The organism is Leifsonia lichenia, from assembly GCF_054780215.1.
On record NZ_BAAGWT010000001.1, the window covers coordinates 194,558 to 217,115 of the forward strand.

Below are 22,558 nucleotides of genomic sequence, written 5' to 3' on the forward strand. Positions count from 1 at the left end.
GAGAGTCTGGCGGCAGGACCGGGGGCGCGGAAGGTCTTTCCGCGCCCCCGGCCTGCTCGGTGGTGCTACTTGCCGGTCTTGACGTTCATCAGAGCGTCGAGCTTGGTGTTGTACTCCTGCGCGAGGCTCTTGAGATCGGTGGAGTCCTTGATCTTGCTGAAGAACTCCTCCATCACGTTGCCCGCCTCGACGGACGCCCAGCCGGGTGCCGCCGGGGTCAGCTTCGAGTTCGACGCTGACTCGATGAGAGCCTTCGCGAACTGGTCGTCGCCGAGCGAGGAGGTGTAGTTGCTGTTGGCAGGGCCGAGGCCGTTCTTGCCGAGCATCTCCTGGTAGTCCTTCGAGAAGATGATCTTCAGGAGCGTCTTGGACAGGCCGGGGTTCTTGGTCTTGGCCGAGATCCCGATGTTGGAGCCACCCGCGAAGACCGGGGCGGGCTTGCCGTCGTTGCCGGGGAGGACGAACGTTCCGAAGGTGTCGTCGTTCCAGGTGCGGACGACCTTGCCATCCTTGGTGGATGCGTCGCCGATCGACCAGTGCGCCCATCCGGGAGCCATGATCGTCGCGGCGGCGAGCGAGGTGTCAGCCGTCTTGTTGCCGTCGGCGTCCACGGTCTGGTCGCTGTCGTTCAGGTAGATGTACTGGTTCGAGTCCTTGGCGTCGTTCGGAGCCTTGGATGCGTTCTTGTACAGGTCCTGGAGCTGCTGGAGACCCTTGAGCGAGCCCTCGGAGTCCAGCGTGGCGACCCACTTGCCGTCCTTCTTCTTCGCGATGTCCCCGCCGTTGGCGAAGATCCACGAGATGCCGTTGCGCCAGTCCTGGCCGCCGAGGTAGAAGCCGGAGAAGTCCGCGATCCCCTTCGGGTTCTTGGACGTGATGGTCGCGACGTCGGTGTTGAACTGGTCGAGCGTGGTCGGCACGGAGACGCCGGCAGCGGACCAGACGTCCTTGCGGTAGAACGCGTAGCGCGAACCGAAGTAGTACGGGAGCGTGTACTTCTTGCCGTCGACCTCACCGGCTGCCACGAAGGACTGCAGCAGGTCGTCGCCGCCGAGGTCCTTGTACATGTCGGAGATGTCGAGGAACGCGCCGACGTTGGTGAAGGTCGGCGACTGGGTGTTGCCGATCTCGGTGACGTCCGGCGTGTTGTTCGCGTCGGGGAGCGACGTCGTCAGCTTGGTGACGATGTCTCCCCAGTCCTGCTGCTGGATGTTGAGGGTGGCGCCGGTCTCCTTCTTGAACTCGTCCTTGAGGTAGGTACGGAGTGCGTCAGGAGTGTCGGCGCCGACGAGCCACAGGGTGACCGTCTTGCCCTTGCCGTCTGTGCTCGGGGCGGTTCCTCCGCCGGAGGCGCATCCCGCGAGCACGAGAGCGGAAGCCGTAGCCACTGCGGCGAGGCCGACGAGCTTTCTCTTCATTGCTTTGTCCTTTCGTAGTGAATGGGGCTTTTCTTGGGTGGTCAGTGTGTGCGATTGCCACACCGTGGTGCCGGGGCCGTGGTTGGTTCGTGATCGGGCGGTGCTGTGTTACGAGACCCCGAGTTGTCCGGAGAGGACGAGTACGGCCGCGCCGCGCAGGACGATGTCCTGCCCGAGCGTGGTCATCCGGAGCGTGAGCGTGGCGTGGTTCTCTGCCATCGTCCTGTTCCGGAGCGTGTTGATGGTCGCCTCGGCGAGGGGGCCATCGAGCAGGGTGGTCGGGCCGCTGAGCACGATCTCCGACAGGTTGAGTGCGCCGACGACCGGCGCGAGGGCGATGCCGAGCCGCTGCCCGGCTTCTCGCAGGATGGGCGTCGCGTCCTCGCCGGCAGCTTCCGACTCCCGGATGCGCGCCTGCAGCCGCGGCACGCTGAGCCAGTGCTCGAGCACCTGGTCGCGGTTGTACGTCGTCTCGAGCCCGAGGTCGGTACCGACCATGACCTGGCCGATCTCGCCCGCGGCGAAACGGCTGCCGTAGACGAGGGCGCCGGCGACGATGAGTCCTGCGCCGATGCCGTGCCCGACCGTGATGAGCATGAGGTCGCCGGCAGCATCCCCGTACCCGTGTTCGGCGAGGACGGCGACGTTGGCGTCGTTGGCGACGACGACGGGCAGCCCGGACCGCTCCTGCAGTCGCTGCTGCACGCGCTCGTCCACCCAGCCGAGGTTCGGCGCGGTGAGCACCGTCCCGCTGAGGTCGACGACACCGGGCGATCCAACGCCGATGCCCAGGATGGGAGCGGTCGCGGCGGCCATGAGGGTGTCGGCCAGCTCGGCCACCTTGGCGTATGCGGCTTCGCCGGTCGCGCCGTCGAGCGGGACGTCGGCCCTGCTGAGGATGCCGCCGTCGATGTCGAGCACCGCGCCGCGGAACATGGCGTGGTCGCTGAGGTCGATGCCGACGATCTGGTACGCGGTCCTGTTGATGTCCAGCAGCACAGCGGGCTTGCCCGGCCGGGCGGTCGCACGGTGGCCGAGTTCGACGACGAGCCCCTCCGCCAGCAGCTCCGCAACGAGGTCGGAGATGGTGACGCGGGTCAGTCCGGTCTCGCGGGCGATGTCGGCCCTGCTGCGCTCCCCCGCGCGGTACAGCGTCTGGAGCACGAGCGAACGGTTGTGGCTGCGAGCGTGCTCAGGGAGCACCTTCGCACGCGGCCGAAGGGCCCGGCCAAGCGCGAAGTCGCGACCCGGCTGCGACGGCTGCACATGCGCATCCACGGCCCCTGCCGCGGTGCTGCGTTGCACGTCCGTCGCATTCATGTTTGTTAGTAAAGCTTACGAACAAAAGACGCGCAAGTCTTCAGTCGCATTTCCCGCGTTGTTTACCGAGTCGTAACACAATCGAGCCCAGGCTTTTTCACCGCTAGACGCGTTCTAGCGGTGAAAAAGCCTGGGCTCGATTGCTCCTACGAGCAGGAGTGCAGGGTGTCGAGCGCGTCGGAGAGGACGGCGATTCCGCCGACGAGCGTGAAGCTCGTCACAGATCCGCTTCCGAACTGCGCGTCGAGGGGCGCCGGCACGCACCCGGACGTCATCGCGTAGACGGGTGCATGCGTCGTCGCGGCGAGCACCGCCCCGCTCATGGCGTCCGGGAAGTTGTCGCCCGACGCGAAGAACGCCGCCTTCGCACCAGGGAACGCCGCCTTCGCGAGCGCGACGGACGTCGCGAAACGGTCGGCACCGGCTACCCGGCTCGTCGGCGCCAACCGGCCGAGGGCCGCGACGACCGCGTCCGGAACGGCGCTCGGCCCGCCGACGACGACTATGCGTGCAGGGTGCAGCCGCGTGATCGCAGCAGCAGTGGATGCTGCAACACCCGGCGACGACGGATCGACGAGCAGGAGCGGATCGCCGGCCGAACCTGCGGCTGCGCCGGCCCCGAGCGCGTCGGGGAACGTGGCCCCCGACGCGACATACACCGTGCTCGCCGAGTGGAAGACACTTCCGACGACCTGGTTGGCGGTCTCGTAGCGGTTCGCCCCCGATCGGCGCTGCACTGTCGCCGACGGCAGCAGCCTGCGCACCGAGCTCTCAACCGCCGATCCGATGGACGACGTCCCGCCGACTATGACAACGCGCCCGGGAGCGAGCGCTTTCAGTTCAGTCGCCGTCGCAGCGGGAATGCCGCTGGAGGTGGTCAGGAGGAGTGCCGCACGATCTGCCGCGGCGGCGGGACCCGCGGCGAGCGCATCCGGGAAGTTGCCGCCGGCGGCGAGATAGACCACGGCGGCGTGCGTCGGATAGGCGCGCTTGGCCACGGCGACCGCTGTCTCGTAGCGATCGTCTCCCGCCAGGCGGGTGACGGCAGCCGGGGACCGCAGAGCAATCATGGAATGCGCCCCGCTCGTCAGGTACACCATCCACGGCCCGTCGGCGCTCACGCCCCCCCATAGGGCGCTGCGCTGAGCGTACGTCTCCCAAACGAGGCTTCTCTCGGAGATCACCGACCCATCCGCATTGAGGTGCCACGATCCGTCGTTGCTCCACACGGAACCGTCCGGCCCCAAGGAGAAGCCGGAGGAGCCCGCGATCCTCGTTGTTCGACCGTCCTCTCCGATCGCGTACTCGACGTCGATACCCGCTTTCTGGTCGTACAGCGGCAGCCAAAGCGAGTGGGCTGCCGGCACCCACAGGATCTGCGAGGGAAGTGCCCCTGTCATCGGAATCACCGGCTGCCACCCCGGCGTACCGAGCCGGTGCAGCTTCCGGTGTGCTGAGTCGACCGGCGTCGTGTAGAACGCCTGGTCGCCGGACTGCGTGATGTCGGTCACCCCTGACGCGACGGCGGTCGTCGAGCCGTCGGGGTTGACGCGGTTGATGTTGTTCTGGAGGTCGACCAGATACTCAGCGCCCGCCGCCTGGAACTGCCACAGGGCAACAGCGTTAGGGCGCACAACATGCCCATCTGGGTAAATCCCGACTGGTTTGTTGTAGAGCGCAGTCCCCCACACGCTTCCGTCCGGTCCGGCGTTAGCGTAGCCGCCTTGATACTGCTCGAAGTCCGGCCAGTCGCCGGATTCCGGGAACGATTTCTGGGTGCCGTCCGGCGCGATGCGCACAGCAGCCCAGCCCGTGCTGGACGGGTAAGTCATCCAGGCAGCTCCGTCGACCGCCACTTTAATTCCCGAGGTCGGGCGGGCGCCCGATACGGGAATGACCGCGAAGGATCCATCCGGACCCACGCGCACGACCGTGGAAAGCTGCGTCGACTCAAGCCACAGCGACTGATCAGGCCCCGTGGTCACGGACTCGCGGGTCCAGTCGGTACCGGAGGGAAGCTGATGCGTCACTAGCGCACCGTGCGCAACTGTCTTGAGCACACCGGATTCCAGCCACCACGGCTGGCCTCCCGGCCCGTCATAGAATTCGGCGTGCCCTTGCTGGGTTGCGCCTGGCACCGGAACGGGGAAGTCGATCTCCGTGGTCGTAGCCCGATCCACTGCGTGCGCCGCGGGCGCCGCTGACCCCGTTGCGACTGGCAGCACCCCGGCCACGACTGCGGCCGCGAGTAGGACCCCCAGCCAATTGCGCCGTCGACCGACCATCACGCCCCCTCACCCGGCCCGTCGGGCCCCGGAACAATCTAGCCTGTGGTGGGCCAGCGCATCCGCCCGCGAACAGGGGCCACCGAGGCGCCACCCGCTACGCGCACTCCTTCTGCGCCGCCGTGAACTTCGTGGCCAGCGCCTGTGCCTTCGACGTGATCTCGTTCACGTCCAGGCTGGCCGGGTTCTGCATGACGCCTTTGAGGTATTTCGAGTACGCGTGGATCGACGCGGCCGCATCCCTGGTGAGCGCTTTGACCTTCTCGTTGGTGACCTTCGCGTCGATGGCCGCGACCTTCGTGTCGACCTCGCCGAGGATTTCGATCGACTTGGCCGGGTTGTCCGCAGACACCTCGCCCTGCAGGGAGGCGACGTCCTCCAGTCCGGCCGTGACGATGGCGCAGGCCTCTTCGTGTGTCTGCGCAGACGCCTGTGCGGTCTTCGTCGGTGAGGCCGCCGGGGTGGCGCTCGGCGCCGGACCCGACGTGCATCCGGTCAGTGCTGCGACGGCGACAACGGCCGAGACGACCAGCGCCGACCTGAGTCCATTCGTTCCCACGGTTCCCCCTCGATGTTCCGCTCCCTCACACTGACGGAGCGCGACACCACGATACAGAAAGGCCCGGTGGATGCACGCATCCACCGGGCCTCCGCCGCGTGTTCGAACCCTATGCCAGGCGCGCCTTCAGGTTCTCGCCGAGGGTCGCGAGGAACTCCTCAGTGGTCTGGTACGGCTGCTCAGGGCCGACGAGGAGCGCGAGGTCCTTCGTCATCTTGCCGGACTCGACCGTCTTGATGACGACGTCCTCGAGGGTGTGCGTGAAGTCGATCAGCTCCTGGTTGCCGTCGAGCTTGCCGCGGTGCGCGAGGCCGCGCGTCCAGGCGTAGATCGAGGCGATCGGGTTGGTCGACGTCGGCTTGCCCTGCTGGTGCTGACGGTAGTGGCGCGTGACCGTGCCGTGCGCCGCCTCCGCCTCGACGACCTTGCCGTCCGGCGTGGTGAGCACGCTGGTCATCAAGCCGAGCGAGCCGAAGCCCTGCGCGACGGTGTCGGACTGCACATCGCCGTCGTAGTTCTTGCAGGCCCAGACGTATCCGCCCTCCCACTTGAGGCTGGATGCGACCATGTCGTCGATCAGGCGGTGCTCGTAGGTGAGCCCTGCCGCGTCGAACTTCTCCTTGTACTCGGCGTCGAAGACCTCCTGGAAGAGGTCCTTGAAGCGGCCGTCGTACGCCTTGAGGATGGTGTTCTTGGTCGACAGGTACACCGGGTACTGACGGTCGAGGCCGTAGTTGAACGACGCGCGTGCGAAGTCGCGGATCGACGCATCCTGGTTGTACATCGCGAGCGCGACACCGGCGCCGGGCGCCTGGTACACCTCGAACGACTTGGCCTCTCCGCCGTCGCTCGGCTGGAAGCTCAGCGTGAGCGTGCCGGGGCCGTCGAAGGTGAAGTCGGTTGCGCGGTACTGGTCGCCGAAGGCGTGACGACCGATGACGATCGGCTTGTTCCAGCCCGGCACGAGGCGGGGGATGTTCGAGATGATGATCGGCTCGCGGAAGACGACGCCGCCGAGGATGTTTCGGATGGTGCCGTTCGGGCTCCGCCACATCTTCTTCAGGCCGAACTCCTCGACGCGGGCCTCGTCGGGCGTGATGGTCGCGCACTTGACGCCGACACCGTGCTTCAGGATGGCGTTCGCCGCATCCACGGTGATCTGGTCGTCGGTCTCGTCGCGCTTCTCGATGCCGAGGTCGTAGTACTCGAGGTTCACGTCGAGGTACGGGTGGATGAGGGAGTCTTTGATCGCCTGCCAGATGATGCGAGTCATCTCGTCGCCGTCGAGTTCGACGACGGTGCCTTCAACCTTGATCTTGTCCAATGGATCTCCTGTGGTCTGTGCCGTTTTTCAGCCGTCGACAGCTTACCGGAGGCAGGCAACTATCTTGACATCGAGACAAATTCGCTCAGCGGATCGGCAGGCAGCGCGACTATGCCAGTATCCCCCGCGCACGTTACCCTTTCGTTATGGCTGAGTTGAGACTTGAAGAGTTGAGCGCGTCGAACGTTGTAGCGGCGAACGCTCTCACGCTGAAGCCGGGCCAGGAGCAGTTCGTCGCTCCCGTCTCGTACTCGGCTGCCGCTGCGGTGACCAACCCGCAGACCTCGTGGCAGCGCGTCGTCACCGACGGCGAAGAGGTCGTCGGCTTCATCATGGGCAACTTCGACCCCGACGCCGAGCACGAGGAGTTCCGCGCCATCCTCTGGCGCATCAACGTGGATGCGGACGACCAGGGCCGCGGCATCGGCACCTTCGCCGTCCGTTCGCTTGCCGACGAGGCGCGCACCCGCGGGCTCTCCCGGCTCTACGTGATCTGGGAGTCCGGCGAGCTCGGCCCCGAGCAGTTCTTCCTGCGCAGCGGCTTCCAGCCCATCGGCGAGACCCAGTACGGCGAGACGATCGGTGCCCTCGAGCTCTGACGGGAGCGGCGACGAGCCGTTCGTCGAGCGCGTCCTGTCCGTCGTCGAGTCCATCCCGCCCGGCCGCGTCATGACATACGGCGACGTCGCGGCCACCCTCGGGTCCCGCGCTGCGCGCATGGTCGGCCAGATCATGGCGTACTACGGCGGCGATTACCCGTGGTGGCGAGTCGTGCGGGCGAGCGGGCATCCACCGGTGGATCACGAGCACATCGCGCTGCAGCACTACCGTGCGGAGGGCACTCCCCTGCTCGGCGGAGGCACGGTCGCGTACCGGGTCGACCTGCGGGCCGCCCGATACACTCCGTAGCAGGATCATCCCAACGACCGATGAACGTCACAGCTTGATCGTGTTGACTAAGGGGGTCTGTCTACCGCACCTTCAGGAGTTTCTGTGCCCCGTATGCGTCTCGTCGGTCTCGCCGCGTCTGCTGCCGCAATCGCCGTGACCCTCTCCGGATGCTCCGTCGTCTCCGCGTTCGTCCCTCACGTCGACGCGGCCATCTACGACTCCGCCAAGGAGTTCAAGGCGGCGTCGACGGCGGCGTTCGGCTCGCCGACGTTCGTCCCGGACGACGCCACGATCATCCGTGTCGACTACGACACCAAGGGCGGCGGCGCGATCCTCACATACACGTCGAAGACGCACTTCGTCGCCGGAACCTGCGAGAAGGCCGCCGCCATCCCGAAGCCCACCGTGCAGGACAGCTGGTGGCCGGTCGACGGCATCCCCGCTCAGGGCGTGAGCTGCCCAGGCGGCTGGTCGGCGTTCCTGATCGGCGACCAGGTGTTCGCGGCGACCCCGACGAACTAGGGCGCCAGACTCCGCTACTCCCCCGCCGTCCCCGCCGCCGCGTGCTGCACGGGGATGGTCAGCTCGATGATCGTCCCGAGGCCGGCGACCGACTGCACCACGGCGTGGCCGTCGACGGCTTCGACCCTGTCGCGGATGCCGCCGAGGCCGCCACCCGGCTCGACGCGGGCTCCGCCCTGGCCGTCGTCTTTCACGATGACCGTCACCGTGCCGTCCGACCGGCTGACGCTCACCGAGCAGTTGCGCGCCTGCGAGTGCTTCGCCGCATTGGCGAGCCCTTCCGACACGCAGAAGTAGATCGTCTCCTCGATCACGTCGGACAGGCGCTCCGGCATGTCCACGTGCACCTCCACCGGCAGGTGGCTGCGGTTGGCGAGCTCTTCGATCGCCGACGTCAGGTCGCCGTCGGTGAGCACGGTCGGGTGGATGCCTCTCGCCAGCTCCCGCAGTTCGCGCAGCGCGTCCGCCAACTGCGTGGATGCACGCTCCAGGTCGCCGGCGAGCTCCCCGCTCCCCGCAGCCTCGGCTTTGGCCGTCGCGATCCGCAGACTGATCGCCAGCGACACGAGCTGCTGCTGCGACCCGTCGTGCAGGTCGCGTTCGAGCCTCCGCCTGGCGAGGTACCCCTCCTCCACAATGCGGAGACGCGACTCGCGCACCTCCTGCAGAGTGCGCTCCAGCTTCTGCCGCAGCCGGTCGTTGTCGACGGAGAGCAGCAGAGCCGAGGAGACCGCATCCAGGAGCCTGTCGTCCTGACTCAGAGCGACATCGTGCTCGATGAGCGCGATCGGGCCCTGGTCCGAGTCGATCGTGAGCGTCGAACGGCCGGGCCGTTGCGGCCCTCCCCCGTCGGCGATGCGTTCCCCGTCGCTCGTCTCGTAGCCTTCGAGGTGATCGTCCCACCAGTAGACGCGCAGCGAGCTGTCGTGCAGCGTGCGGGCGAGGCTCGACTCCCAGAGTGCCCTGTCGACCTTGTCGCGGGCGACGATCACGAGGTCGGCGACGCGCGAGCGGAGGCCGCGCGCATAGAGCACGCCGCCCACATAGGACGGCGGGATGAGGGCGATCGCGATGGGCGGGACGAACTGCAGCCAGCCGCTGTCCCAGCCGAGCGTGAAGCTGACCGAGTCCTGCACGGTGCCGTAGCACCAGAGCAGCAGGGCGAGCGGCATCACGAACGCCACGCGACGCGCAGGCAGCGTCGACTGGAACCAGCGCATCGCGAGCCGCACGGCGACCGTCAGCAGCAGAGCGAGACCGGCCAGCCGCCAGCCGACGCCGAGCCAGAAGTCGGCACCGTCGCTCGCGACGACCGCGTATGCATTGGCGACGCAGCCGCACTCGCTTGGCTCCGGGGACGAGAACAGCAGGATGCCGCCGAACCGGATGACGAAGGCGACGGACACCGCGAGCACCAACCAGCGGTCGAACCGGGAGACGATGCGCCCTGTCGGATACGAGAGCACCAGGATGCCGACCAGGACCGCCCAGAGATCCGTCACGCCCTCCAGCAGAGGCCACAACCAGCCGATGTCCCGCACGAGCGGATACCAGGCGCCCGCCGCCCAGAACAGGGATGCACCGACCATCAGCCATCCGGCGATCGGGCTGCGGACGACCTTCCAGGCGACGATCGCGCATCCCGCGTAGACCAGCGCGACCAGGACGAACACGATCGCCCAGCCGAGTCCCTGCGGCCGAGGTCCGTAGTCGCCCGTGACGGCGCTCGCCACCTGGGCGATGACGTTCGCCGCCACAGCGGCCACGACCGCCAGTGAGCGGAGCCAGATCCGCGCGGCCCTCATCCCCGCTCCGGTCTCCGCCTAGACGTCCCTGCCGAGGAAGCGCAGCACGGCGAGCACACGACGGTGGCCCTCCGCCGAGTCCTCGACGTCGAGCTTGGACATGATATGGCCGATGTGCGATTCCACCGTCCGCAGGCTCAGGTGCAGGTCGGCCGCGATCCCCGCGTTCGACTTGCCCTCCGCCATCAGCCGGATGACGTCGCGCTCCCTGGCGGACAGCGTGTCGAGCGAGACGCGGGCCGAGCGGGCGGAGACGAGAAGCTGCACGACCTCCGGGTCGACGACCGAGCCGCCCGCCGCGACGGTCCGCACGGCGTTCACGAGCGTGTCCGCGTCCGCGACGCGATCCTTCAGCAGGTATCCGGTGCCGCTGCCGGCGCTCATCGCACGAATCGCATACGAGGCCGTGGTGTACATCGACAGGAGCAGCACGCCCACCGACGATCCGGATGCGCGCAACTGCTCCAGAGCGCGCAACCCCTCGTCCGTGTGCGTCGGCGGCATCTTGATGTCGAGCACGACGGCGTCGATGGCGGGGTCGGCCTCGACCACGGCCAGAAGCTCCTCCGCCGTGTCGACGGAGGCGACGATGTCCAGCCCGCCCGCGCGCAGAATCTGCCCGATCCCTTCGCGGAGCAGTACCGCGTCATCGGCGACGGCGACGCGCAGAGAGCGCGGCTCTGTGCTGGTTCCCGCGATCACGCGCTTACCTTAGCAGGCTGCGAATCGCCTCGCCGGTCAGTTCCGCCTTGCTGATGAATCCCTCTGCCCCGCTGTCCGCGACCCGGTGTCCGTAGTCGCGCACGGAGCGGCTCGAGGTGAGCACGACGGCGGCTCCCGTCGCGTGCATGGCGGACACGAGCTCGAACCCGCTGGTGTCCGGCAGCGCGATGTCGAGCAGCACCAGGTCGGGTGTGAGGCGGCGGCTCAACTCGACACCGCGCGCTCCCGTGTCGGCGTCTCCGACCACGGTGAACTTCTCGAGCTTCAGCAGCTCGGCCGCCTGTGCACGGAAACGCGCGTGGTCGTCGACGATCACAACACGGAGGCACATGTCCACCATCATCGCCGAACCACGGCGACCCGGGCATCCGTGCCCCCACGCAAACGAATGGGGTGGACCCCCGGATGTGGGCCATGGCGGCCAGGGCCAGCATGTGAGTACGCCGACCAGAACCCGAGGGATGCCGAACGGCCCGACGAGCGGCATCCCATGGCCGGCAGAACAGAGCGAGGAGAAAGGCCATGTTCACCGCAACCCGACCCGCACGGCCGAACGGCGCGCAACCCGAAGGCGCGCCGCCGGCTGCGGGGGTGGACATGAACACCGGGGTGGACGAGGCCGTCGCGCTCGAGTTCGATCTCGACATCGAGGAGCTCGTGGCGCGGCACAGCCTGCCGCTCGTCGTCATCGACGTCGCTCGCGCAGCGCGGCAGTACCGGTCGCTGCGGGATGCGTTCCCCAGCGTCGAGGTGCACTACGACGTGAGCGCGCTCGCGCATCCTGCGCTGATCGCGGCGGTCGCGGAGGCAGGCGGCTCGTTCGTGGCAGCGCACGATGGCGCCCTTGCCGCGTTGACGGCGTCGCAGACCGATCTGCGGCGTGTGTTGCACGCGACGGCGGCGACGCATCCGCACGAGGTGCTCGCCGCGTACAACGCGGGCGTCCGCCGGTTCGTCGTCGACGGACCGGCGGACGTCGAGAAGTTCGCCTCCGCGCCGCACGATCTCGATCTCGTCGTGCGACTGCAGCCGCACACTCCCCCTCGGGCGGCGCACGTCGCGCCCCGCGGCGTTCCGGCCCGGGATGCGCACCGCATCGTCCGCGACGCCGCCGCCCTCGGCGTGCGCATCGCCGGTTTCTCGCTGGCCACACGGCCGGGTGCCACCTGCCAGGACTACGTGGCCGCGATCGCCAGGACAGCCGCTGTGATGGCCGATGTCCGCGCTGCGACCGGCGCGCGGCTCGACGTTATCGACCTGGGGGACGGCTTCCCCGGCCGGGCGGCCCGTCGTCCCGGCGAGCGCGCGGAGCTGGCGCGGGCGATCCGCGCGATCGTCGCGCCCGGCAGCTCGCGTGTCGCCGTCACGGCATCGGCCGGCCAGGCGGTGACCGCTGGCTGCATCACGATCATCGGCGGGACGGTCGAGCACGATGTCGACCCGTTCACCGCCAGCGAGTGCATCGACGCAGGAGCGGAGGTCGCGATCCTGGTCGAGGGCGACCAGCCGCATCCACTGCTCCGATTCCCCTTCTTCCGCGCGGTCGCCACCGGTGGGCACCGCATCCTGCGCGGCGCACAGCGCGGAAACTCGACCGGGTCGACGGCGGGCTGAACTTCAACCCCTCTCCCGCCTCACACGGCGGTGGGGGAAGCGGCAGTCGCCGCCTCCCCCACCGGAACCCTCGCCGCAGCGGCGGCTACTTGACGTTGACCTCGTTGGCCTTGCCCTGGTCGTCCACCTGAGGCTGATTGCCCGACTCGACGATGTTGCCGCTGGCGGTGAAGACCACCGACTCGATCGACGTGGCGGTGACCTTGTTGATGGACCCGTTGATCGTGAGCGACTGCACAGCGCCCACGGTCACGAGGGTGTTGGATGCGTCGACGATCACGGTCGCGCAGTCTCCGGGGATGGTGACGTCCAGGTTGTTCTCGGTGATCGTGGCGGTGCCGTCTGCGCACTCGGCGTCGGACTTGGGGAGCTCTGGCAGCGCGTCGGCCGGGACGTCGGTGGAGGTCGGTGCCGAGGACGTCGGCGTGGACGTGGAGGTCGAGGCCGGCTTTCCCGCCTCCGCGCATCCGGTGAGTGCGGCGACCGCGATGGCGACGGATGCGATCACGGCGGTTCGTCGACGTGCCTGCGTGTTCGTCGGCGTGAGGTTCATGGTGTTCCTATCTGGTGATTCAGGTTGATGCTGCGGGGTCGCAGCGCGGTCAGTACGCACCCCGCGAGCGGAGGACCGCCGACGCGGTGCGGACGAGGATGACGAGGTCGCGGAACAGGGTCCAGTTCTCGACGTAGTCGAGGTCGAGTCCGACACCCTTCTCCCAAGACAGGTCGGAGCGGCCACTCACCTGCCAGAGGCCGGTGATGCCGGGCCGGACGAGGAGTCGGCGGTCTTCGTGGCGGTCGTATTCGCTGGTCTCGTCGGGCAGCGCCGGGCGCGGGCCGACCAGGCTCATGTCGCCCACGAGGACGTTCCAGAGCTGAGGCAGCTCGTCGAGAGAGAAGCGACGCAGGAAACGCCCGATCGGCGTGACGCGCGGATCGTCCTTGAGCTTGAAGAGCGGCCCCGATCCTTCGTTCTGCTCGAACAGGTCGGCCTTCATGGACTCGGCTCGCACATCCATGGTGCGGAACTTGACGATCGAGAATCGCGCGCCGTTCTGGCCGACGCGGACCTGACGGAAGAACACAGGCCCGCCGTCCTCCGCCTTGATCATGACCGCGATCGCGGCGAAGACCGGCAGCAGCACAATGAGCCCAGCGGCCGCGGCCGCGGTGTCGAGCAGTCGCTTGAGCGACCGACGAGCGCCGAAGTACTCCGGAAGCTCGACGTGCATGAGCGGAAGGGTGCCGACAGGGCGATGACGCACGCGAAGCTGGTCGACTCCGATGAGCGGCGACGACACGACGAGCTCCACCCCGACGCGCTCGAGGTCCCAACCCAGGCTGCGCACCGCGGTCCGGCCGCCCGGAAGTTCGCCGGCGATGACGACCGCGTCGACTCCGAGACGAGCTGCGGCGGCCGCCGTCCCGCCGATATCCGAAACTCGCGGGAGGGCCTCCGCATCGAGCGGGCGTTCCGACACCGGCGCGTCTGACGCTACGGCGACGACGGCGAAGCCTGCACTCGGGGTCGAGCGCAGCGCGGCCACCGTGAACGCGACGTCGGCTGCGCAGCCGACGATCAGCACGCGAGCGAGATAGTCGCCCTGCTCACGCCGACGGGCAAGCCAGGCACGCCACAACTTGCGATTGGCACACAGTGCCAACGCACCGAGCGGAAGAGCGACCACGAGATACCCGCGCGCGATGTCGATCTGGAACATGAACGCGACGATGGCGATCATCCCGAACGCTGAAATGCTCGCGAGGAGGACTCTGCGGTACTCGTCGTCGCCCACACCCATGATGCGCGGGTCGTACGAGTGGAACCAGGCGAGGGCGGCGGACCAGATGATCACCAGAGCGGCGGAGACCACCACGTAGTCGAAGGCGACGCCACCGACGCTGAGGACGCTGGCATCCGAGGTGAATCGAAAGAGCTGGGCGGTGTGAACCGCGATCGCAACGATCAGGGTATCGGTGAGCCACAGTCCCCTTCGGGGGGCGACCATCCGGGCGGCAGGGGAATCGGTGGACGACGAAGACGTCCGTCGCTGTGCAAGCGCGGTCATGTGCGGGAGTACTTCCAGTCGGGATCGAAGTGTGCGATGTCTTCGGATAACGTCGCGACACATCGATTATACGACCACTCACGTTTGAAATACCATGGTTCAAACCTCAGATTTTCCTGAATTGCGATCCCGGGCAGTGGTCTCTACACTCATTACATGTGAAATATGAAAAGCGAATTGCACTAGCCCTGACCACCGCCACGGCCGTGGTCATCCCGACCACCGGCTTCGCTCCCGCCACCATCCCGTCCCCGTCCATTTACACCGTCGCCGGCACCGTCTTCGCAGACACCAACGGCGACGGCGCCCTGACTTTCGGAGAGCCACTCCTCTCGGGCGTCAGCGTGTCCCTCTACGCCTCCGCCGAAGATGCGCAGGCTCGCCTCAACCCCGTGACGACGACCGCGACCAGCGCGCTCGGCCTCTACCGCGCGAGCTCGCTCCCCGCCGGCACGTACTTCGCATCGGCCGATGCTCCGGGCACGACCGTGCACTCTGTCACCGTCGGAGGCTTCAACCTGATCGAAACGGCCGACATCGCTGCGACGCCGAAGGGCGCGCTCACGGCGACCGTCTTCTCCGACGCGAACGGCAACGGAGCGAAGGACTCGTCAGAGGCGAATCTCGACGGTCAGACGATCGTCTTCATCGATGTCGCAAAGACCATCGAGCTGATCGACAGCGGCGACTTCGGCGATCTCGACGTCGCCTCGGCCGTCGCAGGAGCCATCAGCGGCAACCTCGACATCGGCGACGCGATCCACTTCCGCACCACCGCCAAGGGCGAACCCATCGCGTACTCCGACCTCGATGCCGGCGCGTACGTCATGATGCGGTCGCCGTTCAACCTGACGCTCGGCGACGCGCTCAAGAACACCGCGCGCATCAGCGCCCTGATCGAGGTCATCGCCTCGGGAGACGCGTCCGCCATCCTCGACGACCCGTCGCTGCTGTCGTCGGCGGACATCAGCACGACCCCGGACAACGAGTACATCAAGAAGGTGGCGACGGCGCTCGCCTCCCTCGCCGACAGCATCGACTCCGCCGACATCGCACAGTACGTCGGTCAGGACCTCGGCGCGGGCGCCGGCGTGGTCAGCGGCGGCGTCCGGCTCGTCGCCGAGCTGGTCGACGCCGTGCCCGCTATGCACTTCGCGTTCATCGACCGCCGAGGTCAGGGCTGGTCGATCACCGGCCTGAAGCTCGCCAAGACGAACTACTTCCTGTTCGGCATCCGCAAGCCGGTGAGCATCACCGGCACCGTGTTCAACGACAGCAATGCGAACGGCAAGAAGGACACGTTCGACCTCACTGAGGCCGTGACGCTCACGGTGTACACCGAAGACGGAACGGCGGTCGCCACGGTCAAGACGCCGTCGCTGCTCGGAACGTACAAGATCGACAAGCTGCCGTACGAAACCGATCTCTACGTCGTGCTCTCCGGAACCACCAAGCGGCCGACCAACGGTTACAGCGGGGCGACTCCCGCCGCCCTGTCCGGCATGACGGTGGTCGGCACGACCAGGGTGAGCTGGGACAGCGCCGCAAGCGCGGTTCCGCTGACGTTCGGCGTCACCTCGAAGAAGTAGCCGCAGAACGCTCGAAGGGCGGCCGGGTCGAATCGACCCGGCCGCCCTTCTGTTCGTTCAGAACCCTGCGATCACACCAGCGAGTCACGCCATGCGGCGTGCAACTGCGCGAAGCGGCCCGTTCCGGCGATGAGGTCGGCAGGGGTGCCGTCCTCGACGATCGCGCCGTGCTCCATCACCAGCACCCTGTCGGCGATGGCGACCGTCGACAGGCGGTGGGCGATGATCACGGCCGTGCGATCCGCGAGCAGCGTCTGCAGTGCATCCTGAACCAGGCGCTCGCTCGGGATGTCGAGCGAGCTGGTCGCCTCGTCCAGGATGAGGACCGCCGGGTTCGCCAGGAACGCCCGCGCGAACGAGATCAACTGACGCTGACCTGCTGACACGCGACCGCCGCGCTTGTTCACGTCGGTGTCATAGCCGTTCGGCAGGCCCTGGATGAACTCGTCGGCGCCGACAGCACGCGCCGCGGAGACGATCTCGTCCCTCGACGCGTCCGGTTTCCCGAGCGCGATGTTGTCGGCGACGGACCCGCTGAACAGGTAGGCCTCCTGGGTCACCATCACGATCGCCCTGCGCAGGTCCTTCGGGTGAAGGTCGCGCAGGTCGACGCCGTCGAGCGTGACGGAGCCGTCGCTCGGGTCGTAGAACCGGGAGATGAGCTTCGCCAGCGTCGACTTGCCCGCACCGGTCGACCCGACGAGGGCGATCGTCTGCCCGGCCGGGATGTCCAGGCTGAAATTGGGCAGGATCACCCGGTCACGCTTGTACGCGAACGTCACCTCGTCGAAGCGCACATCGCCGCGCGCATCCCACAGGTCGACCGCCTTGACGGGATCCGGAACCGACGGCTCCTCCTCGAGGACACCGGAGATCTTCTCCAGCGCTGCCGCTGCCGACTGGTAGGAGTTGTAGAACATCGCCATCTCCTCCATCGGGTCGAAGAAGCGGCGTGTGTAGAGCAGCGCGGCCAGGAGCACACCGATGGCGAGCTGACCGTCCGCCACCCGGAATCCGCCGACCAGCAGCACGACACCGACCGTGACGTTTCCGATCATCACGAGGCCGGGGTCGAAGATCCCGAACAACTGGATGACGCGGGCGTTGACGTCACGGTAGTCCTCGACGAGACCGCCGAACTCCTTTTCGTTGCGCTTCTCCTTGCGGAACGCCTTGACGGCGCGGATGCCCGTCATCGTCTCGACGAACTGCACGATCAATTTCGCCGACGCCACCCGCGAGATGCGGAACAGCGACTGCGAGCGCTTCTGGAACCAGCGGGTGAGGAAATACAGCGGCACCAGCGAGCACACCAGCACCACACCGCTCACCCAGTCGAGGGAGAACAGCGCGATGGCGATGAACAGCATGTACAGGAAGCCCTGCACGAGCTGGTTGATGCCAGAGTCGAGCAGCTCGCGGATAGAGTCGAGATCGCTCGTCTGGCGCGAGATGATCCGGCCGGACGTGTACGACTCGTGGAACTCCAGCGAGAGCTTCTGCGTGTGCAGGAACACCCGCTTGCGGAGGTCGATCAGGATCGCCTGGCTGATCCGAGCGCTCAGCACGGTGTACCAGGCGATCAGCACGGCACCGATGATCCCGGTGAACAGGTACGCGATACCGGCGGCCGCCAACGGGAACCAGTCCTGCTTGAGCAGGGCGGGCAGGCCGTTGTCGATGCCGAACGCGATGATCGCCGGGCCGGCCACCTGGCCGGCGGTGCTGACCACGACGACGGCTGCCGTCAGGATCAGGCGCAGACGCAGCGGACGCATCAGCGAACCGAGCAGGCGCAGCGACCGCTTGCGGATCTGCTTGCTCTCCTCCTTGGTGAAGTCGTTGCGCTCTTCGCCCTCGACTCCCAATACGGTTGCGGTGCTCACAGGTTCACCTCCTGAAGGATCTCTTCGTTCTCATCGTCTTCGAGACTCGAGATGACGAACTTGTAGTGCTCGTTCGTCTCCAAGAGCTCGTGGTGGGTGCCGACCGCCGTGATGCGGCCGTTCTCCAGCAGGGCGACCCGGTCGGCCAGCATCACCGTCGACGGACGGTGGGCGACGACGAGGGCCGTCGTGGCGGCGAGCACGCGGCGCAGCGCTGCCTCGACGAGCGCCTCCGTGTCGACGTCGAGCGCCGACAGCGGGTCGTCGAGCACCAGGATGGACGGGTTCGCCGCGACGGCGCGTGCCAGCGCGAGGCGCTGACGCTGACCGCCCGAGAGGCTGAGCCCTTCCTCGCCGACCTTCGTCTCCAGTCCCTCAGGGAGCTCGTAGACGAACCCTGCCTGAGCGATCTCGACCGCCTCGGCGAGCACGCGCTCCGCCTCGGCGGAGTCCGGGTCGAGGTCGTCGCGACCGAGCAGCACGTTGTCCCGCACGGATGCGGAGAACAGCGTGGCGTCCTCGAACGCCATCGCGATGCTCTTGCGCAGGTCGTACCTGGTGAGGTCGCGCACATCCACGCCGTCGACGCGCACCGAACCGCCGGTGACGTCGTACAGGCGCGTGGTGAGGGCCGTGAGCGTCGACTTTCCGCATCCGGTCAGGCCGACGAGCGCCATCGTCTCCCCCGGCTCGACCGTGAGGTCGATGCCGTCGAGGAGGTCGGGGAAGCGCTCAGGCGAGTCCTGATAGCGGAAGTGCACGTTGTCGAAGACGAGCTCTCCGCGCGGGTTCTCGATCTTCTTCGGCTCGGCAGGGTCCTGGATCGTGTTGACCTCGTCCATCACCTCGAAGAAACGGTCGGCTGCGGTGCGGGTGTCGAAGGTCATCGACAGCAGGAAGCCGATCGACTCGACCGGGAAGCGGAGCACCGTCGCTGTGGCGAAGAACGCCACCAGCTCGCCGACGGAGAGCTGCCCTTGGGAGGACAGCCAGACGCCGACGACCAGGCAGATGCCGAACGCGACATCCGGGACCAGCAGCAGCCAGAGCCAGATGCCGGCGATCGCCTTCGCCTTCTCGATCTCCGTGCCGCGCAGCTCCTCCGCCTGCGACTCGAAGCGCTTGAGCGCGTGCTTGCCGCGACCGAACGCCTTGAGGACGCGGATGCCGTGCACCGACTCCTCGACGGCCGTCGCCAGGTCGCCAGCCTGGTCCTGGCTGCGCCGAGCGATCACCGAGTACTTGCCCTCGAAGATGAACCCGTAGATCCACAGCGGGATCGAGCAGACCAGGAAGATCAGGCCGAGGATCCAGTTCCAGCTGATCAGGATGGCGAAGCCGACGACGATCGTCACGACGTTGACCACGAGCAGCACGATGCCGAACGAGAGCCACCGGCGGATGAGGCCGAGGTCGCTGACGGCGCGCGACAGCAACTGGCCGCTCGGCCAGCGGTCGTGGAACGCGACAGGAAGGTCCTGCAGCTTCTCGTACAGGCCATTGCGCATCTTCGCCTCGACGTGCGTGCCGGGGGTGAGCACGAACCAGCGGCGCAGCGAGATGAACACGGCCTCCGCAGCGCCGAGGCCGACCACGAGCAGGGCGGCGGGCCACACCGAGGCGGAGTCACCCGTCGACAGCGGGCCGTCGACCAGCCAGCGAAGCACCTGCGGGATGCTCAGTGCGACCAGGCTGGCGAGCAGCGCGGCGACCATGCCGAGCAGGATGCGCGGCGCAGCCGACTTGGCGAACGGCAGGATGCGAAGCAGAGTCCGCACGGTGCCCGGCCGTGCCTTGTTTTCTTTTTGTGGGGGGTGCTGATGAGTTTCAGCGACAGACATTATCGATCCGTTTTCTTGTAGTGATTGCTTCGTGGGCCACTCGTGGACCCGATTCTGAGCGTGCTGAGAGGTCGTGCGGGGTCGTCAAAGACGTAAGTTCCACCGGGGGTGGACTCCGCGAACCATGGATGGTCCGCGCGACGTGCCGACGACGGTCAGCCGGGAAGCATCTCCTGCCTGGGACCTACCAGGCGGGGGCTGGCTCCGGGGACGCATAAGCGACGGCGGCGACGAGTCCGAACCCGGTCATGGTTCGTGTGTTCTCTGTCGTTGTCATGGCGTCCTCCCTAGCCCGAATGCGTTCACGTAATGCCGCCTAGGCAGCCCTACAGCCTATGACGACGCACAGCAAATACACAAGAGGGAAAGAAAAGTCGTTATCTCCGCGCTACCGGATGCGGATGGAGAGGCAGGTCACGCATCCCTCGAGCTTCTCGAACTCGCTGATGTCGACCTGCACGACCGTGTAGCCGAGGTCCTCGATGAGGGCGACGGACGCCGGTGCGGACGAAGACATCAGCACGGTGTCGTCGGACAGCACGACGACGGCGGTGCCGTGCGCCTCCGGCACGGGCAGGAAGCGCTCGAAGACGCTGGTGTTGTCGACCAGGGACTCGTAGCCGATCACGGTGCCATCCGGAAGGGCGGTCACCGCGGTCTTGAGATGGAGCGCCTTGGTCACCGGCACGGCGACGACGGTGTAGCCGAGCGGCGCGACGAGCGCGCGGAGCTGGCGGATGCCTTCGGCGTTGGTGCGGCCGCCGCGGCCGACGTACACGGTCGAGCCGACCTTGAGGACGTCGCCGCCGTCGAGCGTGCCCGGCTCCTCGATGCGCTCGATGCGCAGGCCCTGGGCGCGCAGCGCCGCCTCGGTGCCCGGCGTCTCCGCACGGCGGGAGTCCGCGCCGGGGAGGCTGATGACGGCGGTGTCGCCGAAGACGATGGCGGTGTCCTCGACGAAGACCGAGTCGGCCAGGTTGTCCGCGCTCGTGACCTCGACGGTCTGCCAGCCGGCCTGCGACAGGGCGGCGACGTACGCATCCCACTGCTTGTCTGCGAGCTCGGCGTCGACCTCTTCGCGGTCGATGTGGGTGACGAGGCCGTCTGCCAGGTTGGTGGCCGGGATGCGCACGAGTGCGATCTTCAGACCGGTGCCGAACGCGGACCCCTCGTCGATGGCCTGGTACACGGCATAGCCCGCGGTCGGGATGGCGATGGCGACGGCCAGCCAGAACGGCAGGTTCAGTCCGATGAGCGACTGGAAGATCTGCCCCCAGACCGCTCCGGACAGCCCGACGTTCAGGGTGGTGAAGAGCACGAGCGTGCCGATCAGGGCGCTCACCAGCGCCACGACGACACCCGTGATGACGGAGACCCAGCGGCGGATCAGGCCACCGAGGAGTGCCGCGGCGAAGGTGAGCACCAGCGCGACCAGCGCGTTGTACATCACGTACGGCGTGATGCTTCCGAGCGCCGCTGCGTTGAGCTGGTTTGCCGCCAGCAGAACGAAGGTCGCCGCGATGAACGCGATAGCGCCCACCGCGACGGCAGCGGACACGGATGCGATGAGCCGGCGGCCCCACGAAGTCGTCATGAGACCCAACCCTATCCGAGCGTTGCTATGCGTTAGCTGGCTCGCGGAGCCGCGCCAGCGCGATCTCCTCGGCCGCCTCCAGCGTGGTGATCCCGCGCTCCTCCGCGACGGCGAAGATCTCGGTGACCGTGTCCCCGATCCGATCGACCCTCTCCTGGGTCGCCTCCGCAGAGGCGTCCTCCTCGTTCATCATCGACAGGAAGATCACGCCGCCGGCGTTGACCACGAAGTCGGGCGCCCACAGGATGCCACGCGCGGCAAGGCGCTCCGCTCCCGAGCGGTGCGCGAGCTGGTTGTTGGCGGGGCCGACGACGGCCTTCACCCGCAGCTCGTCGATCACGCTGTCGGTGAGGACCCCTCCGACGCCGGCGGGGACGAACAGGTCGCCCTCGACCGCGTGCGCCTCCGACGGCTCCACCCAGCGGGCGCCGATCGCATCCGCCAGTGCCCGCTTCGCCGGGTTGACGTCGGTGACCGTGAGCTCGGCGCCCTCGCTCGCCAGGCGCATCGCGATGATCGAGCCGACGTGACCGAGCCCCAGCACAGTGACCCGGCGACCCGCGACGGAACGCGTGCCGAACGCGCGCTCCAGGGTCGAGAGCAGCCCGGCGTACACACCGGCAGCGGTCGCATCGCTCGGCTCACCGACGCCGCCCTCGGCGGACGGCAGGCCGCACACGTGCGCCGTGCGGGTGGACACGATCGACATGTCCTCTGCGGAGGTGCCGACGTCCTCCGCGGTCATGTACGCGCCGCCGAGACTCTCCACCGCGTCGCCGAGGTCGAGCATCAGCTCGTAGCGCTCCTCGTTCGTGAGCACCGTGCCGCGCGGGAGGTACACGACCGTCTTGCCTCCACCGCGGTTGAGCCCCGCTGCGGCGTTCTTCAGCGTCATGCCCTCGGCGAGGCGCAGCGAGTCCGCCACCGCCTCCGCCCACGAGTCGTACGTCCAGACACGGCATCCGCCGAGAGCAGGACCGAGGATCGTGGAGTGCACCGCGACGCTGATCGTCAGGCCGCTCCGCCTCCCCTTCACCACGTGCAGCGTTTCGTGCGGCAGGTTCACTCCGGTCGTTTCGACCAGGTCAGCGGGCAGGACGGACATCGGTGTCTCCTTG

General features: G+C 67.6%; 19 protein-coding genes. 5 read left to right on the forward strand and 14 right to left on the reverse strand.

Annotated elements, in window-relative coordinates; translation table 11 throughout:
* Positions 1-65 precede the first annotated feature (65 nt).
* The 5 genes from ACYVGI_RS00935 to ACYVGI_RS00955 all read right to left on the reverse strand — a co-directional run bounded on the left by ACYVGI_RS00935 (position 66) and on the right by ACYVGI_RS00955 (position 6,906).
* Entirely contained in the window at positions 66-1,418 is a 1,353-nt protein-coding gene (locus tag ACYVGI_RS00935; protein WP_460630810.1) for an extracellular solute-binding protein, read from the reverse strand.
* Between the two features lie 108 nt (positions 1,419-1,526).
* The gene (locus tag ACYVGI_RS00940) at positions 1,527-2,738 is read right to left on the reverse strand and encodes an ROK family transcriptional regulator (RefSeq protein ID WP_460630811.1); all 1,212 of its coding nucleotides are present in this window, start codon (positions 2,736-2,738) and stop codon (positions 1,527-1,529) included.
* A gap of 146 nt (positions 2,739-2,884) precedes the next feature.
* Positions 2,885-4,876 carry a cell wall-binding repeat-containing protein gene (locus tag ACYVGI_RS00945; protein ID WP_460630812.1) on the reverse strand — a complete coding sequence of 664 codons (1,992 nt, stop codon included), beginning with the start codon at positions 4,874-4,876 and terminating at the stop codon, positions 2,885-2,887.
* A gap of 244 nt (positions 4,877-5,120) precedes the next feature.
* Positions 5,121-5,582, reverse strand: coding sequence for a hypothetical protein (locus ACYVGI_RS00950; protein ID WP_460630813.1), 462 nt, complete (start codon positions 5,580-5,582; stop codon positions 5,121-5,123).
* A gap of 109 nt (positions 5,583-5,691) precedes the next feature.
* Positions 5,692-6,906 (reverse strand): NADP-dependent isocitrate dehydrogenase, encoded by a 1,215-nt coding sequence (locus ACYVGI_RS00955; RefSeq protein WP_460630814.1) that lies wholly within the window; start codon positions 6,904-6,906, stop codon positions 5,692-5,694.
* Between the two features lie 146 nt (positions 6,907-7,052).
* Here ACYVGI_RS00955 and ACYVGI_RS00960 point away from each other — a divergent pair, with 146 nt between their 5' ends.
* The 3 genes from ACYVGI_RS00960 (at position 7,053) to ACYVGI_RS00970 (ending at position 8,319) form a co-directional block, all read left to right on the forward strand.
* A complete protein-coding gene (locus tag ACYVGI_RS00960) occupies positions 7,053-7,505 on the forward strand; it encodes a GNAT family N-acetyltransferase (protein WP_460630815.1) in 453 nt (150 codons plus the stop codon).
* A complete protein-coding gene (locus ACYVGI_RS00965; protein ID WP_460630816.1) occupies positions 7,489-7,815 on the forward strand; it encodes an MGMT family protein in 327 nt (108 codons plus the stop codon). Before ACYVGI_RS00960 ends, ACYVGI_RS00965 begins: the two co-directional genes overlap by 17 nt.
* A gap of 93 nt (positions 7,816-7,908) precedes the next feature.
* Positions 7,909-8,319: a hypothetical protein gene (locus tag ACYVGI_RS00970; RefSeq protein ID WP_460631467.1), complete on the forward strand. Its 411-nt coding sequence runs from the start codon at positions 7,909-7,911 to the stop codon at positions 8,317-8,319.
* Between the two features lie 14 nt (positions 8,320-8,333).
* Here ACYVGI_RS00970 and ACYVGI_RS00975 read toward each other — a convergent pair whose 3' ends face one another.
* Genes ACYVGI_RS00975 through ACYVGI_RS00985 form a run of 3 tightly spaced genes read right to left on the reverse strand, consistent with a single transcriptional unit; the run spans position 8,334 to position 11,178 of the window.
* Positions 8,334-10,124, reverse strand: coding sequence for a sensor histidine kinase (locus ACYVGI_RS00975; RefSeq protein WP_460630817.1), 1,791 nt, complete (start codon positions 10,122-10,124; stop codon positions 8,334-8,336).
* 18 nt (positions 10,125-10,142) lie between these two features.
* On the reverse strand, positions 10,143-10,826 hold the full coding sequence (locus ACYVGI_RS00980; RefSeq protein ID WP_460630818.1) for a LuxR C-terminal-related transcriptional regulator: 684 nt from the start codon (positions 10,824-10,826) through the stop codon (positions 10,143-10,145).
* A gap of 4 nt (positions 10,827-10,830) precedes the next feature.
* Positions 10,831-11,178, reverse strand: coding sequence for a response regulator transcription factor (locus tag ACYVGI_RS00985; protein ID WP_055896366.1), 348 nt, complete (start codon positions 11,176-11,178; stop codon positions 10,831-10,833).
* Between the two features lie 191 nt (positions 11,179-11,369).
* Between ACYVGI_RS00985 and ACYVGI_RS00990 the strand changes: the two genes are divergently transcribed.
* Positions 11,370-12,461 (forward strand): type III PLP-dependent enzyme domain-containing protein, encoded by a 1,092-nt coding sequence (locus ACYVGI_RS00990; protein WP_460630819.1) that lies wholly within the window; start codon positions 11,370-11,372, stop codon positions 12,459-12,461.
* An 85-nt stretch (positions 12,462-12,546) separates the two neighbouring features.
* Here the strand turns inward: ACYVGI_RS00990 and ACYVGI_RS00995 are convergent, their stop codons facing one another.
* Both ACYVGI_RS00995 and ACYVGI_RS01000 read right to left on the reverse strand, forming a co-directional pair.
* Positions 12,547-13,014, reverse strand: coding sequence for a DUF3060 domain-containing protein (locus tag ACYVGI_RS00995; protein ID WP_460630820.1), 468 nt, complete (start codon positions 13,012-13,014; stop codon positions 12,547-12,549).
* 49 nt (positions 13,015-13,063) lie between these two features.
* Positions 13,064-14,470 carry a sugar transferase gene (locus tag ACYVGI_RS01000; RefSeq protein ID WP_460630821.1) on the reverse strand — a complete coding sequence of 469 codons (1,407 nt, stop codon included), beginning with the start codon at positions 14,468-14,470 and terminating at the stop codon, positions 13,064-13,066.
* Between the two features lie 218 nt (positions 14,471-14,688).
* Between ACYVGI_RS01000 and ACYVGI_RS01005 the strand changes: the two genes are divergently transcribed.
* The gene (locus ACYVGI_RS01005; RefSeq protein WP_460630822.1) at positions 14,689-16,119 is read left to right on the forward strand and encodes an SdrD B-like domain-containing protein; all 1,431 of its coding nucleotides are present in this window, start codon (positions 14,689-14,691) and stop codon (positions 16,117-16,119) included.
* Between the two features lie 71 nt (positions 16,120-16,190).
* Here ACYVGI_RS01005 and ACYVGI_RS01010 read toward each other — a convergent pair whose 3' ends face one another.
* From ACYVGI_RS01010 to ACYVGI_RS01025, 4 genes are all read right to left on the reverse strand, one after another.
* The gene (locus ACYVGI_RS01010; protein ID WP_460630823.1) at positions 16,191-18,005 is read right to left on the reverse strand and encodes an ABC transporter ATP-binding protein; all 1,815 of its coding nucleotides are present in this window, start codon (positions 18,003-18,005) and stop codon (positions 16,191-16,193) included.
* The gene (locus ACYVGI_RS01015) at positions 18,002-19,846 is read right to left on the reverse strand and encodes an ABC transporter ATP-binding protein (protein ID WP_460630824.1); all 1,845 of its coding nucleotides are present in this window, start codon (positions 19,844-19,846) and stop codon (positions 18,002-18,004) included. Before ACYVGI_RS01015 ends, ACYVGI_RS01010 begins: the two co-directional genes overlap by 4 nt.
* 388 nt (positions 19,847-20,234) lie before the next feature.
* Positions 20,235-21,440, reverse strand: a complete 1,206-nt coding sequence (ddaH, locus tag ACYVGI_RS01020) for a dimethylargininase (RefSeq protein ID WP_460630825.1) — start codon at positions 21,438-21,440, stop codon at positions 20,235-20,237.
* Between the two features lie 25 nt (positions 21,441-21,465).
* Positions 21,466-22,545, reverse strand: coding sequence for a Glu/Leu/Phe/Val dehydrogenase family protein (locus tag ACYVGI_RS01025; protein ID WP_460630826.1), 1,080 nt, complete (start codon positions 22,543-22,545; stop codon positions 21,466-21,468).
* Positions 22,546-22,558: the final 13 nt, after the last annotated feature.

Bases quoted from the DNA above. Each gene is read 5' to 3' on its own strand.
- ACYVGI_RS01000 (WP_460630821.1), bottom strand. From the start codon at position 14,470: ATGGTCGCCCCCCGAAGGGGACTGTGGCTCACCGATACCCTGATCGTT.
- ACYVGI_RS00995 (WP_460630820.1), bottom strand. From the start codon at position 13,014: ATGAACCTCACGCCGACGAACACGCAGGCACGTCGACGAACCGCCGTG.
- ACYVGI_RS00975 (WP_460630817.1), bottom strand. From the start codon at position 10,124: ATGAGGGCCGCGCGGATCTGGCTCCGCTCACTGGCGGTCGTGGCCGCT.
- ACYVGI_RS00940 (WP_460630811.1), bottom strand. From the start codon at position 2,738: ATGAATGCGACGGACGTGCAACGCAGCACCGCGGCAGGGGCCGTGGAT.
- ACYVGI_RS01015 (WP_460630824.1), bottom strand. From the start codon at position 19,846: ATGTCTGTCGCTGAAACTCATCAGCACCCCCCACAAAAAGAAAACAAG.
- ACYVGI_RS00985 (WP_055896366.1), bottom strand. From the start codon at position 11,178: ATGTGCCTCCGTGTTGTGATCGTCGACGACCACGCGCGTTTCCGTGCA.
- ACYVGI_RS00960 (WP_460630815.1), top strand. From the start codon at position 7,053: ATGGCTGAGTTGAGACTTGAAGAGTTGAGCGCGTCGAACGTTGTAGCG.
- ACYVGI_RS01025 (WP_460630826.1), bottom strand. From the start codon at position 22,545: ATGTCCGTCCTGCCCGCTGACCTGGTCGAAACGACCGGAGTGAACCTG.
- ACYVGI_RS00935 (WP_460630810.1), bottom strand. From the start codon at position 1,418: ATGAAGAGAAAGCTCGTCGGCCTCGCCGCAGTGGCTACGGCTTCCGCT.
- ddaH (WP_460630825.1), bottom strand. From the start codon at position 21,440: ATGACGACTTCGTGGGGCCGCCGGCTCATCGCATCCGTGTCCGCTGCC.
- ACYVGI_RS00970 (WP_460631467.1), top strand. From the start codon at position 7,909: ATGCGTCTCGTCGGTCTCGCCGCGTCTGCTGCCGCAATCGCCGTGACC.
- ACYVGI_RS00990 (WP_460630819.1), top strand. From the start codon at position 11,370: ATGTTCACCGCAACCCGACCCGCACGGCCGAACGGCGCGCAACCCGAA.